The sequence below is a fragment of the Streptomyces sp. bgisy130 genome, from assembly GCF_057708345.1.
The window spans coordinates 143,324-159,138 of the sequence record NZ_JBYISA010000018.1; the positions used below are offsets into that span (position 1 = coordinate 143,324).

Consider the following 15,815-nt stretch of genomic DNA (forward strand, 5'->3'; position numbering starts at 1 on the left):
AACGACGCTCCATATTGCAGTATTCCCGCCCGCCAGTCCACCGTGACCGGCGGACGGTGACCCACTCCACGCTCGGTCAGGCGCGCGCCAGCTCCCGTTCGCGGTCCTCGGAAACGGCCGGGACCCGGTCGCCGGCGCCGTCCGCCGGGGAGCCGGCGACCACGGTCGAGGAGCGCGGCAGCAGGTGGGCGCGGAGCGCCAGCAGCACCGTCAGGGCCAGCGCCGTACCTGCCAGCGGCACCAGGAAGCCCATGCTCGGGCCGAAGCGGTCCGCCAGCTGGCCGGACGAGGTGGCCGCGGCCGCCTGGCCCAGCGCGACCGCGCCGGTCAGCCAGGTGAACGCCTCGGTGCGGGCGGCGGCCGGCACCAGCGACTCCACGAGGGTGTAGCCGGTGATCAGGGCCGGGGCGATGCACAGGCCGACGACCAGGCCGACGGCGCCCAGCAGCGGCACCGCGGTGACCGCCCACAGCGGCGTGGTGGCCAGCGCCAGCAGCCCGTAGGCGACCAGCAGCCGGCGCCGCGGGCCGACCTTCCAGGCGAGGGCGCCGCAGGCGATACCGGCGAGCATGTTGCCGCCCGCGAAGATCCCGTAGAGCACGCCGTTGATGCCGGGCTGGCCGATGTGCTCGGTGAAGGCCGTCAGCGAGACCTGCATCCCGCCGAAGACGGCACCGATGCCGAGGAACGCCACGATCAGGACGCGTACGCCGGGCACCGACAGCGCCGAGACGCGCGGCCGGTCGCCGGACTGCGCCCGGTGCACCGCCGGCTGGCTGCGCCGCTGCGCGGCGAACAGCAGCCCGCCGGCCAGGGTCAGCGCGGCCTCGGCGACCAGCCCGGCCGCCGGGTGGACACCGGTGCACAGCGCGGTCGCCAGTACGGGGCCGACCACGAAGGTGAACTCGTCGGTCACCGACTCGAAGGCGGCGGCCGTCGGCATCAGCGGACTGCCGCCGAGCCGGGCGGCCCAGCGGGCCCGCACCATCGGGCCGACCTGCGGCGTCGAGGCGCCCGTGGGGACCGCCACCGCGAACAGCGTCCACAGGGGGGCGTGGGCCAGGGCGAGGATGATCAGGGCCACGACACCGGCGGCATGCACCAGGACGCCGGGAATCAGCACCGCGCGCTGCCCGAAGCGGTCGGCGAGCTTGCCGCTCTGCGGGGCGAACAGGGCCATCGCGACACCGGTCGTGGCGGACACCGCGCCCGCGGTGCCGTACGAGCCGGTGGTGGACTGGACGAGCAGCACGATGCCGATCGTCAGCATGGCGAAGGGCTGCCGGGCCAGGAAGCCGGGCAGCAGGAATGTCCATGCACCAGGGGTGCGGAGCAGCGGTCCGTATCCGGAACGGGAGTCCTTGACCGCGGATGCCACGGCCGGGCCTTTCTGCCGCCTGGTAGCGCGCCACCCGCGAGGTCGTCACGGGAACGCGCCGAGAGCTGTCCTCTCGCGCAGGACCGAGTGATACCGCGTGGTCCGCACCGGGAGAGGTGGCTGCGTAAGGCAGGGGGACCGCGGCCGCCGAGCGGTCGCGCCAGCTCTGCATCAGGCAGAGTTGGTTCGTCGATGTGCCTCTTCATACTACAGGCCGCGGGGCGTAAAGCCCTGGGATCGGACAGGGCATCACGCAGATTCCCTTGGGATCCGTGGAGAGATGCAGCACATTCCCGCTCGGGGGGCCGGACCTCAGCGGTGGCGGTGCCGCGTCCGTCCCGTGGGGCCGCCGGTCCCCAGCCAGCCGGCCAGTTTGCCGCCCTGGGAGACCGCCTGGAGCCGCCGCTCCGCCGCGTCCCGGACCGGATCGGTGGCGACCACCAGCAGCTCGTCGCCGCGCCGCAGCACCGTGGAGGGCGAGGGCACGAAGCTGGAGCCGTCCCGGACGACGAGGGTGACCGCGGCGCCCGCGGGCATCCGGAGCTCGCCGACCTCGACGCCGTGCATACGGGACGCCGGGCCGATGGACGTGGACAGCAGATGGCCGCGCAGCCGCTCCAGGGGCGCCGACTCGATGCCCAGGTCGGCGGCCTCCTCGCCGTCGCCCAGCCGCAGCCGCCGGGCCAGCCAGGGCAGCGTCGGCCCCTGGATGAGGGTGTAGACCACGACCAGCACGAAGACGATGTTGAAGACCCGTTCGCTGCCCGGGACATCGCTCACCATCGGGATGGTGGCCAGCACAATCGGTACCGCACCGCGCAGCCCGGCCCACGACAGCAGGGTCTTCTCCGCCCACGGCACCTTGAACGGCATCAGCGCCACGAACACCGAGGTCGGCCGGGCCACCAGCGTCAGGATCATGCCGATCACCAGCGCCGGGACGATGTCGTCGATCAGGTTGTGCGGGGTCACCAACAGGCCCAGCAGGACGAACATGCCGATCTGGCCGAGCCAGCCGAGGCCCTCGGCGAAGCCGCGGGTGGCCGGGGCGTGCGGCAGTTTGGCGTTGCCGAGGATCACCGCGGCCAGGTAGACGGCGAGGAAGCCGGAGCCGTGCGCCAGGGCGCCGGCCGCGTAGGCGGAGACCGCGATGGCCATGACGGCGATCGGGTACAGACCGGACGCGGGCAGCGCCACATGCCGCATGGCGTACGCGCCCAGCCAGCCGATGGCCAGACCGATGGCGGCGCCGATCGTCAGCTCCAGGGCGATCTCACCGAGCAGGGTGTACCAGTGCTCGACCGGCCCCGCGGTGGAGAAGGCGACGACGAGGATGACCACCGGGGCGTCGTTGAAGCCGGATTCGGCTTCCAGTACGCCGGTCAGGCGGGCCGGCAGCGGCACACTGCGCAGCACGGAGAAGACGGCCGCGGCGTCCGTGGAGGAGACCACGGCGCCGATCAGCAGCGCCTGGCGCCAGTCGAGTCCGGCCAGGGAGTGCGCGCCGGCCGCGGTGACCCCCACGCTCACCGCGACGCCGACCGTCGAGAGCGCGGCCGCCCTGGGCAGCGCCGGCCTGATCTCTTTCCACTTGGTGCCCAGGCCGCCCTCGGCGAGGATCACGACCAGCGCCGTATAGCCCAGGAGTTGGGTCAGCTCGGCGTTGTCGAAGATGACGCCACCGGGCCCGTCCTGTCCGATGGCGACGCCTATCCCCAGGTAGATGAGCAGGCTGGGGAGCCCGCTGCGCGAGGAGAGCCGTACCGCGGCGACCGCGATGAGCAGTACGAGCGAGCAGACCAGCAGGAGTTCATTGAGGTGGTCGACAGACAGGAGCTGATCCTTCCTCGCACGGGTTCCGGCGGCTTTCCTTACCGTATCTAGTTACTGAGGCTAACAATTTACCATTACTTGAATGTTGGCTGCGCTGGCGGTGACTCCGCGTAGGGGTCTTTGAACCCGTGCGCCTATGGTTGCTCCAGCACTCCCACCCTGCCCCTCGAAGGACAGAGATGCCCGCCAACAAGTCCGGCCCGGTCCCCAGGAAGAAGAAGGGGCGGCGCGGCCGCCTCGTCGCGATTACGGTCGTGCTGCTGCTCGTGGCGGGCATCGGCTTCGGCGCGTTCTGGGGCGTCAGTACCGTCCGTGCGTCGTTCCCGCAGACCACGGGCTCGCTCAAACTCCCGGGACTGACCAACCCGGTGGACGTCACCCGCGACGCCCACGGCATCCCGCAGATCTACGCCGACACCGACGAAGACCTCTTCCGCGCCCAGGGGTACGTCCAGGCCCAGGACCGCTTCTGGGAGATGGACGTGCGGCGGCACATGACCGCCGGCCGGCTCTCGGAGATGTTCGGCAAGAGTCAGGTCAAGACCGACTCGTTCCTGCGCACCCTCGGCTGGCACGAGGTGGCGCAGAAGGAGTACGACACCAAGCTGTCGCCCAGCACCAAGAAGTACCTCCAGTCCTACTCGGCGGGCGTCAACGCCTACCTCAAGGACCACCAGGGATCCGCGCTGTCCCTGGAGTACGCGGCGCTGGACTTCGAGAACGACTACAAGCCCGAGAAGTGGACCCCGGTCGACTCGGTGGCCTGGCTCAAGGCGATGGCCTGGGACCTGCGCGGCAACATGCAGGAGGAGATCGACCGGTCCCTGCTGACCAGCCGCTTCACCCCCGCGCAGATCGCCCAGCTCTACCCGGCATACCCGTACAAGCGGAACAAGCCGATCGTTGAGGGCGGCGCGGTCGACCCCGCCTCCAAGCGGTTCACGCCCAGTGGTTCGGTGAACGCCGCCCCGGCCGGCCCCGGCGGGGTCACCGCCGGCCTCCAGACGCAGCTGTCCTCGCTGTCCAAGACGATGAACGAGATCCCGGCGCTGCTCGGCCCCAACGGCAACGGCATCGGCTCCAACTCCTGGGTCGTCTCCGGCGCCCACACCACCACCGGCAAACCGCTGCTCGCCAACGACCCGCACCTGGCACCCCAGATGCCGTCGCTCTGGTACCAGATGGGCCTGCACTGCCGCAGCACGAGCGCCAAGTGCAACTACGACGCCTCCGGATTCACCTTCTCCGGGATGCCCGGCGTCGTCATCGGCCACAACCAGGACATCTCCTGGGGCATGACCAACCTCGGCGCCGACGTCACCGACCTGTATCTGGAGAAGGTCAATGCCGACGGCTACTTCTTCGACAACAAGCAGCAGCCCTTCATAACCCGCAAGGAGACCATCAAGGTCGCCGGCGGCGAGAGCCGCGAGATCACCGTCCGGTCCACCAGGAACGGGCCGATCGTCTCCGACCGCGACAGCGAACTGGTCAACGTCGGCAAGGACGCCCCCGTCGGCAACGCCGCCCCGGACCGCGGTGACGGCTACGCCGTATCGCTGCGCTGGACCGCGCTGGACCCCGGCAAGTCCATGGACGCCGTCTTCGAGATCAACCGCGCCAAGGACTGGAACGACTTCCGCAAGGGCGCCGCGCACTTCGAGGTCCCGTCCCAGAACCTGATCTACGCCGACACCAAGGGCAACATCGGCTACCAGGCTCCCGGCCGGATCCCGGTCCGCGGCAAGGGGGAGGGCCAGTTCGACGGCACCTACCCGGCGCCCGGCTGGAACCCGAAGTACCAGTGGACCGGCTACATCCCGCAGAAGGCCCTGCCGTACGAGTACAACCCCCGGCGCGGCTACATCGTGACCGCCAACCAGGCCGTCACCGACGAGAAGTACCCCTACCTCCTCACCAAGGACTGGGGCTACGGCTCCCGCAGCCAGCGGATCAACGACCTGATCGAGTCGAAGATCAAGGACGGCGGCAAGGTCTCCACCGACGACATGCAGACCTTCCAGAAGGACAACAGCAGCGAGATCGCCCGGCTGCTGACGCCCTACCTGACGAAGATCGACATCAAGGACAAGTACGTCCGCGACGCCCAGCAGCTGCTGGAGGGCTGGGACTTCACCCAGGAGCCCGACTCCGCCGCGGCCGCCTACTTCAACGCCGTCTGGCGCAACACCCTCAAGCTCGCCTTCGGCAACAAGATGCCCAAGGAGGTGCGCCCCGACGGGCAGTGCCTCACCGTCCGCCCGGCCGACGAGACCGGCCCCGCCGACGAGAACGACAAGTACCTCCGCGAATGCGGCGAGCGGGCCGGGGACACCGCCCAGCCCGACGGCGGCGACCGCTGGTACGAGGTCGTCCGCGGCATCCTCGACGACCCGGACAACGCCTGGTGGAAGACCGAGGACCGGCCCAACCGCCCCGGTGACAAGAACCGCGACCAGCTCCTGGCACACGCCATGAAGGACGCGCGCTACGAGCTGACCTCCAAGCTGGGCAAGAACATCGACAACTGGAGCTGGGGACGGCTGCACCAGATGTTCCTGACGAACCAGACCCTGGGCACCGACGGACCCGGCATGCTCCAGGGCCTGTTCAACCGCGGCCCCTGGAACCTCGGCGGCGGTGAGGCCGCGGTCGACGCCACCGGCTGGAACGCCGCCGGCGGCTACGGGGTCACCTGGGTCCCGTCGATGCGGATGGTGGTCAACCTCGCCGACCTCGACAAGTCCCGCTGGATCAACCTCACCGGCGCCTCCGGGCACGCCTACGACGCGCACTACTACGACCAGACCGACAAGTGGGCCAAGGGCGACCTGCTGCCCTGGGCGTACAGCGAGAAGGCCGTGAAGAACGCGGGCAAGGACACGCTGACGCTGTCCCCGTAGGGGCGGGCGGCGGGCACACCGCCACCTGGTGAGCGCCGAGCCGTCGGGCGGGCCGGAGGAATCCGGTCCGCCCGACGGCTTTCCGGTTCTCGCGACGGCTTTCCGGTTCCTCCCCACGGCTTTCCGGTTCCTCCCCGGCCGCCGCCTGCCCGGCTGCGCCGCCCGCCCTTATACGGCCCGCCTCAGCCCTCCGCGGACTCACCCGGCTCCGTGAACCGGTGCACCCCCGACGGGGTCACCGCGGCATGCACATGCCGGTCGTGCGGCTCGCCCGGCACCTCCGCCAGCACCTCCGCGTCGTACAGCAGCACCACCAGCGACGCCCGCGCCCCGGCCCGCTCCAGCCGCGCCAGTACCCGGTCGTAGGAGCCGCCGCCGCGCCCCAGCCGCAGCCCGCGGCGGTCCACCGCGAGCCCCGGCAGCAGCACCACGTCCGCCTCCGTGACGGCCTCCGGGCCCAGCCGCTGCCCGTCCGGCTCCAGCAGCCCGCGGCCCGCCCGTACGAGGCCCCCGGCGCCCTCGTAGAGCGCCCAGTCCAGGTCGTTGTCGGGCAGCAGCACGGGCAGCAGCACCTGCACCCCTTCCGCCCGCAGCAGATCGAGCAGCGCGCGGGTGGACGGTTCACCGCCTATCGAGACATACGCGGCGACCGTCGGCAGCGCCCCGGGGCGCGGCGCGACCGGCCACACCAACTCGTCCAGCTCCAGAGCACGTCGGGCCAGCGCCTCGCCCGTCGCCGCGACGACATCCGGCGGCAACGCTCTCCTCACCTCCAGGAGATCCCGCCGCAACCTGCGCTTCCTATCGTGATCGATGCTCACTGTGCGCCCTTGCTCCCGCTCTCGTGCTCTATTCACCAGACCCTCATCATCGTGCCGATAGGGCCGGTTATGGTGTCGCGCATGACCCCATCGCACACACGGATCAGCAAGGCTGTCATCCCCGCAGCCGGCCTCGGCACCAGGTTTCTCCCCGCCACAAAGGCCACACCCAAGGAGATGCTCCCGGTAGTCGACAAGCCCGCCATCCAGTACGTGGTGGAGGAGGCCGCCGCCGCCGGGCTCTCCGACGTCCTGATGGTGACCGGCCGCAACAAGCGCCCCCTTGAGGACCACTTCGACCGTAATTACGAGCTCGAAGAGGCCCTGCACCGCAAGGGCGACGAGTCCCGCCTGGCCAAGGTGCAGGAGTCCAGCGACCTGGCGACCATGCACTACGTGCGCCAGGGCGACCCCAGGGGCCTGGGCCACGCGGTGCTGTGTGCCGCACCACACGTGGGTGACCAGCCCTTCGCGGTCCTCCTCGGTGACGACCTGATCGACCCCCGCGACCCGCTGCTGGCGCGCATGGTCGAGATACAGGAGCAGCACGGCGGCTCCGTCATCGCCCTCATGGAGGTCGACCCCGCGCAGATCCACCTCTACGGCTGCGCGGCCGCCGCCCCCACCGGCGACGACGATGTCGTGGTCGTCTCCGACCTGGTCGAGAAGCCCGACCCGGCCGAGGCCCCCAGCAACCTCGCCATCATCGGCCGCTACGTCCTCGACCCGGCCGTCTTCGAGGTGCTGCGCAAGACCGCCCCGGGCCGCGGCGGCGAGATCCAGCTCACCGACGCCCTCCAGGCGCTGGCCGCCGACCCCGCCCTCGGCGGCCCGGTGCACGGCGTGATCTTCAAGGGCCGCCGCTATGACACCGGCGACCGCGGCGACTATCTGCGTGCCATTGTCCGACTGGCATGCGAACGTGAAGACCTGGGCCCGGACTTCCGGACCTGGCTTCGCAGTTACGTCACCGAGGAGATGTAAGACGTTGAACCACGCCACCGGCCGGACCAGCCACCAGGACCGCGTCTGGTCGGTGGCCGAGCATCTCGACGACGTCCTGTCGAAGATCGCTCCGCTCGACCCGATCGAGCTGCAACTCCTCGACGCCCAGGGCTGCGTGCTGGTCGAGGACATCACGGTCCCGGTCGCCCTGCCGCCCTTCGACAACAGCTCCATGGACGGCTACGCGGTCCGGGCCGCCGATGTCGCGGACGCCACGGAGAGCGCCCCGGTCACCCTCACCGTCATCGGCGATGTCGCGGCGGGCAGCGGCGAGCTGCCCCGGATCGGGCCCGGCCAGGCCGTCCGCATCATGACCGGCGCCCCGGTACCGCCCGGCGCCGGGGCCGTCGTCCCCGTCGAGTGGACCGACGGCGGCACGGGCCAGGGGCCGGCCGACACGATGCGCGCCCACAGCGCCGCCCCCCAGGACGCCGGCGGCGAGGTCCGTGTCCACCGCCCGGCCGCCACCGGCGCCCATATCCGCACCCGCGGCAGCGATGTCACCGAAGGTGAGCCGGCCCTGTCGGCGGGCACGGTCCTCGGCCCCTCCCAGATCGGCCTGCTCGCCGCCATCGGCCGCGGCACGGTCCGGGTCCGCCCCCGCCCCCGCGTCGTGGTGCTGTCGACCGGCAGTGAACTGGTCCAGCCCGGCGAGGCGTTGGGCCCCGGCCAGATCCACGACTCCAACAGCTTCCAGCTCACCGCCGCCGCCCGGGCCGCCGGCGCCATCGCCTACCGCGTCGGCGCCGTCGCCGACGACGCCGACACCCTCCGCTCCACCCTGGAGGACCAGCTCATCCGGGCCGACATCCTGGTCACCAGCGGCGGTGTCAGCGTCGGCGCGTACGACGTCGTCAAGGAGACCCTGACCGCCCTCTCCGAGGACGACGGCACGGTCGAGTTCCGCCGGCTCGCCATGCAGCCCGGCAAGCCCCAGGGCTTCGGCCTCATCGGCCCCGACCGCATCCCGCTGCTCGCCCTGCCCGGCAACCCCGTCAGCTCGTATGTCTCCTTCGAGCTGTTCGTCCGCCCGGCCATCCGCGCCCTCATGGGCCTGCCCGAGGTCCACCGCCCCACCACTCCCGCCCGGTGCACCGAGGCCGTTGCCTCCTCGCCCAAGGGGAAGCGCCAGTTCCTGCGCGGCTCCTACGACGCCGGGGCCGGCACGGTCACCCCCGTCGGCGGCGCCGGCTCCCACCTGATCAAAGCCATGGCGCACGCCAACGCGCTGATCATCGTCCCCGAGGACACCACCGAGGTCCCCGCGGGCGCGGACGTGGACGTCGTCCTGCTCGGATAGCCCGCTGCCGCCGGGGGTACGGTGTCGTCCCACAGGCGGCAGTTTGGTACCGGGAGAACGATGAGCAGCGGCCAGCAACACCTCACCCATCTCGACGCGGCGGGCGCGGCGCGGATGGTCGACGTCTCCGGGAAGGACGTCACCGCCCGCACCGCTCGCGCCCGCGGCCGCGTCCTGGTGTCATCGCAGGTCATCGAGCTGCTGCGGGGCGAGGGCATGCCCAAGGGCGATGCCCTCGCGACCGCCCGGATCGCCGGCATCATGGGCGCCAAGCGCACCCCCGACCTGATCCCGCTCTGCCACCCGCTGGCCGTCTCCGGCGTCAAGGTCGACCTCTCCGTCACCGACGACGCCGTCGAGATCACGGCCACGGTCAAGACCACCGACCGCACCGGCGTCGAAATGGAGGCGCTGACCGCCGTCTCCGTCGCCGCGCTCACCGTCGTCGACATGATCAAGGCCGTCGACAAGGCCGCGGTGATCTCCGACATCCGCGTGGAGGAGAAGACCGGCGGCAAGTCCGGCGACTGGAGCCGGTCATGACACCCGCCCGCGCCCTCGTCGTCACCGCCTCCAACCGCGCCGCGGCCGGCCTCTACCCCGACAAGAGCGGCCCGCTGCTCGCCGAGGGCCTGGCGGCCATGGGCTTCGAGGTCGAGGGCCCGCAGGTGGTGCCCGACGGCGAGCCGGTGGAGGCCGCCCTGCGCGGCGCCGTCTCCGCCGACCGGTACGCCGTCATCCTCACCACCGGCGGCACGGGCCTGTCACCCACCGACCGCACCCCCGAGGCCACCCGCCGGGTCCTGGACTACGAGATCCCCGGCATCCCCGAGGCGATCCGCGCCGCCGGCCGCACGAAGGTCCCCACCGCCGCGCTCTCCCGCGGCCTGGCGGGCGTCGCCGGTACGACCCTGATCGTCAACCTCCCCGGCTCCTCCGGCGGGGTCCGCGACGGCCTCGCCGTCCTCACCGACCTGCTGCCGCACGCCGTCGACCAGATCCGCGGCGGCGACCACCCCAGACCCTCCGGGAGCCCGAGCTGAACGCGCCCTGGCCGGTCATCCTGACGGACGGTGAGGTCACCCTCCGCCCGATAAGGGTGCGCGACCAACGGGCCTGGCGTGAGGTCAACCGCCGTAACCGCGACTGGCTGCGCCCCTGGGAAGCGACCATCCCGCCGCCCCCGCCCGGCCTCGCGCCGCCGCACCGCCCCACGTTCCGTCAGATGGTCCGCCATCTCCGCGGCGAGGCGCACGCCGGCCGGATGCTGCCGTTCGTCGTCGAATACCGCGGCCGGCTCGTCGGCCAGCTGACGGTCGCGGGTATCACCTGGGGCTCGATGTGTTCCGCCCATATCGGCTACTGGGTCGACCAGGAAGTCGCCGGCCGCGGGGTCATCCCGACGGCCGTGGCGCTCGCCGTCGACCACTGCTTCCGGGCCGTGGGCCTGCACCGCATCGAGATCTGCATTCGCCCGGAGAACACCCCCAGTCGCCGGGTGGTCGAAAAGCTCGGGTTCCGCGAAGAAGGCATCCGCCCGCGCTACCTTCACATCGACGGCGCCTGGCGCGACCACGCCGTTTTCGTCCTCACCGCGGAAGAGGTGCCCGAAGGTCTGCTCAACCGCTGGCGGCGGGGGAAACCCCGGACGCCCGGCGCACCCCACAAATAAAATAAATGTTCGAATGTATTCGCCGAATGACCGGATCGGCGGAGGAGCTGATCTCTACGATCACAAAAAAGTTCGAGATATCAGCCAGATCGTGCGACACACCGGCGCAATTGGCGGATGGCCCCATGCAAACCCCTCTACCGTGTGAGTTGTGAGAAGCAGCGGCCTCATCTACGCAGTCATCGTCGGGGCCTGGGCTGCCTATTTGGTGCCGATGTGGCTCCGTAGGCAGGACGAGCTCAACGAGGCCCGTCCGACCGAGCGCTTCAGCACCGCCATCCGGCTGCTGTCCGGACGCGCGGCGATGCAGCGCCGCTACGACAAGCGGCAGGGGGAGCACCCCGCCGACGATGCGGGCGACGAAGCGGACCCGGACGCTCCGGCCGACGAGGCCGCCGCCCGGGCCTTCGGGGACCCCGCTGCGAACCCGGTCGAGGCCGGCCACACCCGGGTGCAGACCGCCCCGCCGCGCGTCTCCGCCGCCGAGCGGACCAAGCGCGCCAAGGTCCTCGCCCGCCGCCGTCGCACCATCACCATCCTGTTCCTCACCTTCACCATCGGCGCCGTCGTCGCCGCGGTCGGCGGCCTCCCCTTCCTCTGGGCCCCCGCCCTCCCCGCCCTGCTCCTGACCGCGTACATCATTTACCTGCGCGCCCAGGAGCGGCGGCGCTTCACCTTCACCATGGACCGGCGCAAGGCGGAGGCGGCGGCCCAGCGACTGCGGGAGGGCCGACGCCGCCCTGCGCAGGCGGCCGACCAGCCGCCCGCCGACGAGCACCCCGCCGAGCCCGGCATGGACACCCCGGCCGAGGCCGCCCCGGAACCGCCCCGCCCCGCGACCCCCGCCCACACCGCGGGCCGCCGCGCCCTGGTGGAGGAGACCGACCACGCCGAGTGGGTCGACCAGCAGCGCGAACGCGAGCGTCCCGCCGCCGGCAGCTGGGAGCCGGTCCCGGTCCCCCTCCCCACCTACGTCACGGCCCCGGTCGCCCCGCGCGCCACCAGCCATGTCGATCTGGACGCCGACGACGCCTGGAGCTCCGCCCGCTCCAGCGCCGCCGCCGACCGCCCCCACCACGACCCCCCAGCGGACCGCCCCACCCACCCCGGCCGCCGCACCCGCGGCCGCACCCCCCTCTTCGACCAGTACGAGGACGAGGACCGCCCACGCGCGGCGAACGAGTGACGGCCCTCCGCTGACCAGCACCGGAAGCGATTTCCGAGCACCGCGACCGAGATGCTAGAGTTTCACTCGTCGCAAGGGCCTGTGGCGCAGCTGGTAGCGCACCTCGTTCGCAACGAGGGGGTCAGGGGTTCGAATCCCCTCAGGTCCACAGCACGTCAAAGCCCCCGCCGGGGATATCCGGTGGGGGCTTTTTCGTGCGTTCTGCCGCTCGCGTCCATGGTGTCGGGGCGCCAACCGCCGCTCCCGGGGCTGCCGCTCGGCCTTGCGGGTCCCGGGGAGGGAAGAGCCAGGTCGATGGTCAACCCCGGTGCGGGCTGAGGGGGGCTCAGAGGGGGTGGGGTGGGGGCCCGTCGGTGGTGGGGTTAGCGGTGGTGGCGGTGAGGGTGGTGGTGGTGAGAGTGGTGGTGGTGACGGCCGTGGCTGTGGCCGTGGCTGTGGCCGTAGCGGTGGCCGTGGCGGTGGCGGTGGTGGTGCTTGGGCTTGTGGCTGTGGTGGTGGAGGGAGCGTGAGGTGGGGAGGGGATGGGTGAGGAGGATGCCGCGTTTGGCCAGGTAGGGGAGGGGGTTGATGTCCGAGCCGTAGTGGCGGCTGGTGCGGACCTCGAAGTGGAGGTGGGGGCCGGTGGCGCGGCCGGTGGCGCCGCTGTAGCCGAGGTGGGTGCGGGCGCGGACCTGCTGGCCGGGGCGGACCGTGATGCGGGAGAGGTGGCCGAAGAGGGTGTAGTGGCCGTCCTTCATCCGGATCGTCACGGCCTTCCCGTAGGCGCCCGACCGTTTGGCGAGGACTACGGTGCCGGAGCCCACGGACCTGACCTTGGTCCCGGCGCGGACGGCGAGGTCGATGCCCGTGTGGTGACCGGCCTGCCAGCTGCCGCGGACGCCGTAGGGCGAGCTGATGCGGTGGCGGGCCTTCGTGGGGTGGCCCCAGGTGCCGGCCGGGGCGGCGAGGGCCACCTGGGAGGCCGCCAGGGCGAGGACGCAGCTCGTGGCCGTCGGGGCTATGGCGAGCAGCAGCATTCTGCGCAGCGGGGTGCTTTTGCGGAACGTGGTCATAGTTGCGAGCCCACGCCTGGTGACGGGCGCGCGCATCCCGGGGCGGGGCACCGGGCCGCCGAACGGGTGGCGGAGCGTCCGCCGGGCGGGTCCTCTTCGGGCGGGCGGCGGGAGACGAGTTCGGGCGGGGGACGGGCCGGGGCGAGTTCGGGTGGGCGGCGGGGGCGAGCTCGGCAGGTGCCGGACGGGCGGGGGCGAGCTCGGGTAGGTGCCGGACGGGCGGGGCGGTGGTGGCTGTGGTGGCTCAGTTCGCCGGGTGGGCGGCTGCTGTGAGGTGTTCGACGGTCTTGAGGACCTCGGCGGCGCCGTCCTCGGTGGCGAGGCGGTGGGCGGCGGCGCGGGCGTGGTCGCGGCGGGCCGGTGCCTCGGTGGCCTGGGTGATGGCGTGGGAGAGGCGGGCGACGGCGCGGTCCCCGGAGAGTTCCCTGAAGGGGATCGGGGCGGTGGCGACGCCCAGGGAGGCCAGGCGGGCGGCCCAGAAGGGCTGGTCGGCGGTGACCGGGACCGGGATGGTGGGGATGCCGGCGCGTACGCCCGCGGCGGCGGTGCCGGCGCCGCAGTGGTGCACCACCGCGGCCATCCGGGGGAAGAGGAGGGCGTGCGGGACCTCGCCGATGGTGAGGAGGTCGGCGTCCGCGGAGGTGTGCCCGGCGGACAGGCCGGCCCAGCCGGACTGGAGGATGCCGCGGACCTTGGCACGGCGCAGCGCGGCCGCCGCGAGCGCGCTCAGCCGCTCGCCCGCACCGCCCGCCATACTGCCGAAGCCGAGGAACACCGGGGGCGGGCCCGCGGCGAGGAAGTCCTCGACAACGGACGGGAGTTGGGCGTCCGGGGCATGCCAGGGCCACCAGTTCCCCACGACGTCGAGGCCGGGGCGCCAGTCCGTGGGGCGGGGCAGCAGGACCTCGCTGAAGCCGTGCAGGACCGGCCGGCCGGTGGCTTCGGCGCGGCGGCGGACCGTACGGGGGGTGGCGGGCGGCAGTCCGAGGCGGGCGCGCAGCTCGCGGGTCGCGTCGGAGTAGAGGCGGTCGATGACGCGGAGCGAGAGCCGGCCGGCGGCGCGGTTGCCCCAGCGGCCCAGTGAGCGGCCGCCGCTGACCACCGGGGCGAAGTCGCCGGTGGGGGCGCCGGGCACGAGGGGCAGGTCCAGGAACGGGATGCCCCGCGCCTCCGCGAGGTGGTGGCCGAGCGGTGCGGTGGTCGCGGAGAGCAGGAGCAGGCCGGTGTCCTCGCGGGCGGCGTCGGCGAGGCCGCCGCCCAGCTCCTTGATGAAGGCGGCGGCCTGGCGCATCAGGTCGCGGTTGCCGCCGGGACTAGAGGGCCGGCCCGGCTCGGTGGCGTCCGCGATGGCGGTGCGGCGGGTGCGGGGGTCGGCCGGCAGCGGGCGGAACTCCAGGCCGGCGGCCCGTACGAGCGTGGCGTAGCCGTCGTGGGTGGCGAGGGCGACCTCGTGGCCGGCCGCGCGGAGCCGGGCGCCGAGGCCGGTGTACGGGGCGATGTCACCGTACGATCCGGCGGCCGTGATGAGGATCTTTGTCATGGAGCGGTCAACTTTCTGCGGGTCGGGTCGGGTCGGGTGGGGTGGGAGCGTGTTCGGTCGGGTGGGTGGGGCGCGCTGAAGGGCGGGCAGTTGCCCGGCACCCCCGTGACCGGGCAGCTGCCCGCCCTTCAGCTCGCGCCTCAGCCCCCTCGGCCCGTACCGCCAGCAGCCCGCCCCTCGCCCCGTACGGACAGCCCCCCTCAGCCCTCATCCCCCGGCGACCGCCGCACCGCGTTGGCATGTACGGCGGTGTGCAGATACGGGGCGAGGCCGGGGCGTTGTTCGGTGGGAGGGACGAGCAGGGCGAAGGCGCGGGGGTCGGTGGTGAAGTCGTCGGCGATGCGGGTGTGCATGTCGGTGGGGCACGGGGTGAACCAGCGGGCGATGTGCCGGCGGTGTTCCTCGGCGAGGTCCATGGCGGGGGTGCCGTCCGGCGGTTCCCCGGCGTCGAAGGCGGCGCGGAGGCGCCGGCGCCAGTCGGCGGCCTCGGTCATGATCGTCGCCCAGTCCTCCTTGGAGTGTGCGGCGGCCCGCGCCATCGAGCGCTGATGGCCCTCGCGGTGCTGCCACTTGATATGGGCCTGGGTGGCGTAGGTGAGGTCGAAGGTCACCTCGCCGAAGACCTCGAACCGCTCCTCGGGGGTCAGCTCCACGCCGGTCTGCTGGACCTCCATGGCGTGTTCGGCGACCTCGACCAGTCGTCGCAGCTTGGTGATCTGGTCGTTGAGGAGGCGGTGCCGGGCGCGGAGATGGTCCAGGGCGTTGGCCTGGGGGTCCTCCAGGATGGTGGCGATCTCGTCTAGGGGGAAGCCGAGTTCCCGGTAGAAGAGGATCTGCTGGAGCCGTGCGAGGTCGGCATCGCTGTAGAGGCGATAGCCGGCGGGGCTGCGGTCGCTGGGGGAGAGCAGGCCGGATGTGTCGTAGTGGTGCAGGGTCCGCACCGTGATCCCCGCGAAGCCGGAGACCTGTCCGACCGAGTAGCTCATCGCAGCGCCTTTCGTCCCGTCATGTCCGGCCGGACCGCCGTCTTCCGGTGGTGAGGTCACCGGTTGCCCCAGGGCCGTGCCGTGGCTTCAGCGTGGGGCCTGACGTCGCGTGAGGGTCAAGCGGGGCGGGGACGGGGCG

Annotated in this window: 13 protein-coding genes and 1 tRNA gene; 8 read left to right on the forward strand and 6 right to left on the reverse strand. The window is 72.2% G+C overall.

The genetic code is table 11. The features are described from left to right. Nucleotides 1-76: 76 nt before the first annotated feature. Nucleotides 77-1,378: an MFS transporter gene (locus tag AC3EUV_RS23105; RefSeq protein ID WP_435603782.1), complete on the reverse strand. Its 1,302-nt coding sequence runs from the start codon at nucleotides 1,376-1,378 to the stop codon at nucleotides 77-79. Between the two features lie 312 nt (nucleotides 1,379-1,690). Further along, entirely contained in the window at nucleotides 1,691-3,211 is a 1,521-nt protein-coding gene (locus AC3EUV_RS23110) for a potassium/proton antiporter (protein ID WP_432147016.1), read from the reverse strand. Nucleotides 3,212-3,390: 179 nt separating this feature from the next. On the opposite strand from AC3EUV_RS23110, the gene AC3EUV_RS23115 reads away from it, so the two are divergent. Then, complete coding sequence (locus AC3EUV_RS23115; protein WP_435603783.1) at nucleotides 3,391-6,114, forward strand: penicillin acylase family protein; 2,724 nt, start codon at nucleotides 3,391-3,393, stop codon at nucleotides 6,112-6,114. 182 nt (nucleotides 6,115-6,296) lie between these two features. Here the strand turns inward: AC3EUV_RS23115 and AC3EUV_RS23120 are convergent, their stop codons facing one another. Further along, a complete protein-coding gene (locus AC3EUV_RS23120) occupies nucleotides 6,297-6,929 on the reverse strand; it encodes a 5-formyltetrahydrofolate cyclo-ligase (RefSeq protein ID WP_435603792.1) in 633 nt (210 codons plus the stop codon). 87 nt (nucleotides 6,930-7,016) lie between these two features. On the opposite strand from AC3EUV_RS23120, the gene galU reads away from it, so the two are divergent. The 7 genes from galU to AC3EUV_RS23155 all read left to right on the forward strand — a co-directional run bounded on the left by galU (nucleotide 7,017) and on the right by AC3EUV_RS23155 (nucleotide 12,246). After that, nucleotides 7,017-7,919: a UTP--glucose-1-phosphate uridylyltransferase GalU gene (galU, locus tag AC3EUV_RS23125; protein WP_435603784.1), complete on the forward strand. Its 903-nt coding sequence runs from the start codon at nucleotides 7,017-7,019 to the stop codon at nucleotides 7,917-7,919. Between the two features lie 4 nt (nucleotides 7,920-7,923). Beyond that, nucleotides 7,924-9,240 (forward strand): molybdotransferase-like divisome protein Glp, encoded by a 1,317-nt coding sequence (gene glp, locus AC3EUV_RS23130; protein WP_435603785.1) that lies wholly within the window; start codon nucleotides 7,924-7,926, stop codon nucleotides 9,238-9,240. 60 nt (nucleotides 9,241-9,300) lie between these two features. Then, nucleotides 9,301-9,783 carry a cyclic pyranopterin monophosphate synthase MoaC gene (moaC, locus tag AC3EUV_RS23135; RefSeq protein ID WP_435603786.1) on the forward strand — a complete coding sequence of 161 codons (483 nt, stop codon included), beginning with the start codon at nucleotides 9,301-9,303 and terminating at the stop codon, nucleotides 9,781-9,783. Then, nucleotides 9,780-10,283 (forward strand): MogA/MoaB family molybdenum cofactor biosynthesis protein, encoded by a 504-nt coding sequence (locus AC3EUV_RS23140; RefSeq protein WP_435603787.1) that lies wholly within the window; start codon nucleotides 9,780-9,782, stop codon nucleotides 10,281-10,283. The genes moaC and AC3EUV_RS23140 overlap by 4 nt, the downstream gene beginning before the upstream one ends. Beyond that, nucleotides 10,280-10,912 carry a GNAT family N-acetyltransferase gene (locus AC3EUV_RS23145; protein ID WP_432147015.1) on the forward strand — a complete coding sequence of 211 codons (633 nt, stop codon included), beginning with the start codon at nucleotides 10,280-10,282 and terminating at the stop codon, nucleotides 10,910-10,912. The genes AC3EUV_RS23140 and AC3EUV_RS23145 overlap by 4 nt, the downstream gene beginning before the upstream one ends. Before the next feature lie 151 nt (nucleotides 10,913-11,063). Then, nucleotides 11,064-12,098, forward strand: a complete 1,035-nt coding sequence (gene sepX / locus AC3EUV_RS23150) for a divisome protein SepX/GlpR (protein ID WP_432147005.1) — start codon at nucleotides 11,064-11,066, stop codon at nucleotides 12,096-12,098. Between the two features lie 75 nt (nucleotides 12,099-12,173). Next, nucleotides 12,174-12,246 (forward strand) — tRNA-Ala (locus tag AC3EUV_RS23155). Between the two features lie 214 nt (nucleotides 12,247-12,460). On the opposite strand, the gene AC3EUV_RS23160 is transcribed toward AC3EUV_RS23155, so the two are convergent. The 3 genes from AC3EUV_RS23160 to AC3EUV_RS23170 all read right to left on the reverse strand — a co-directional run bounded on the left by AC3EUV_RS23160 (nucleotide 12,461) and on the right by AC3EUV_RS23170 (nucleotide 15,676). After that, a complete protein-coding gene (locus AC3EUV_RS23160) occupies nucleotides 12,461-13,150 on the reverse strand; it encodes a M23 family metallopeptidase (protein WP_432147004.1) in 690 nt (229 codons plus the stop codon). 244 nt (nucleotides 13,151-13,394) lie between these two features. Then, the gene (locus tag AC3EUV_RS23165) at nucleotides 13,395-14,690 is read right to left on the reverse strand and encodes a glycosyltransferase (RefSeq protein ID WP_435603788.1); all 1,296 of its coding nucleotides are present in this window, start codon (nucleotides 14,688-14,690) and stop codon (nucleotides 13,395-13,397) included. Nucleotides 14,691-14,890: 200 nt separating this feature from the next. Next, nucleotides 14,891-15,676 carry a MerR family transcriptional regulator gene (locus AC3EUV_RS23170; protein WP_435603789.1) on the reverse strand — a complete coding sequence of 262 codons (786 nt, stop codon included), beginning with the start codon at nucleotides 15,674-15,676 and terminating at the stop codon, nucleotides 14,891-14,893. Between the last annotated feature and the right edge of the window lie 139 nt (nucleotides 15,677-15,815).

What these genes read in the sequence shown, in the direction of transcription:
- AC3EUV_RS23115 (WP_435603783.1), top strand. Translation starts at nt 3,391, where the DNA reads ATGCCCGCCAACAAGTCCGGCCCGGTCCCCAGGAAGAAGAAGGGGCGG.
- galU (WP_435603784.1), top strand. Translation starts at nt 7,017, where the DNA reads ATGACCCCATCGCACACACGGATCAGCAAGGCTGTCATCCCCGCAGCC.
- moaC (WP_435603786.1), top strand. Translation starts at nt 9,301, where the DNA reads ATGAGCAGCGGCCAGCAACACCTCACCCATCTCGACGCGGCGGGCGCG.
- AC3EUV_RS23140 (WP_435603787.1), top strand. Translation starts at nt 9,780, where the DNA reads ATGACACCCGCCCGCGCCCTCGTCGTCACCGCCTCCAACCGCGCCGCG.
- AC3EUV_RS23160 (WP_432147004.1), bottom strand. Translation starts at nt 13,150, where the DNA reads ATGACCACGTTCCGCAAAAGCACCCCGCTGCGCAGAATGCTGCTGCTC.
- AC3EUV_RS23165 (WP_435603788.1), bottom strand. Translation starts at nt 14,690, where the DNA reads ATGACAAAGATCCTCATCACGGCCGCCGGATCGTACGGTGACATCGCC.
- AC3EUV_RS23170 (WP_435603789.1), bottom strand. Translation starts at nt 15,676, where the DNA reads ATGAGCTACTCGGTCGGACAGGTCTCCGGCTTCGCGGGGATCACGGTG.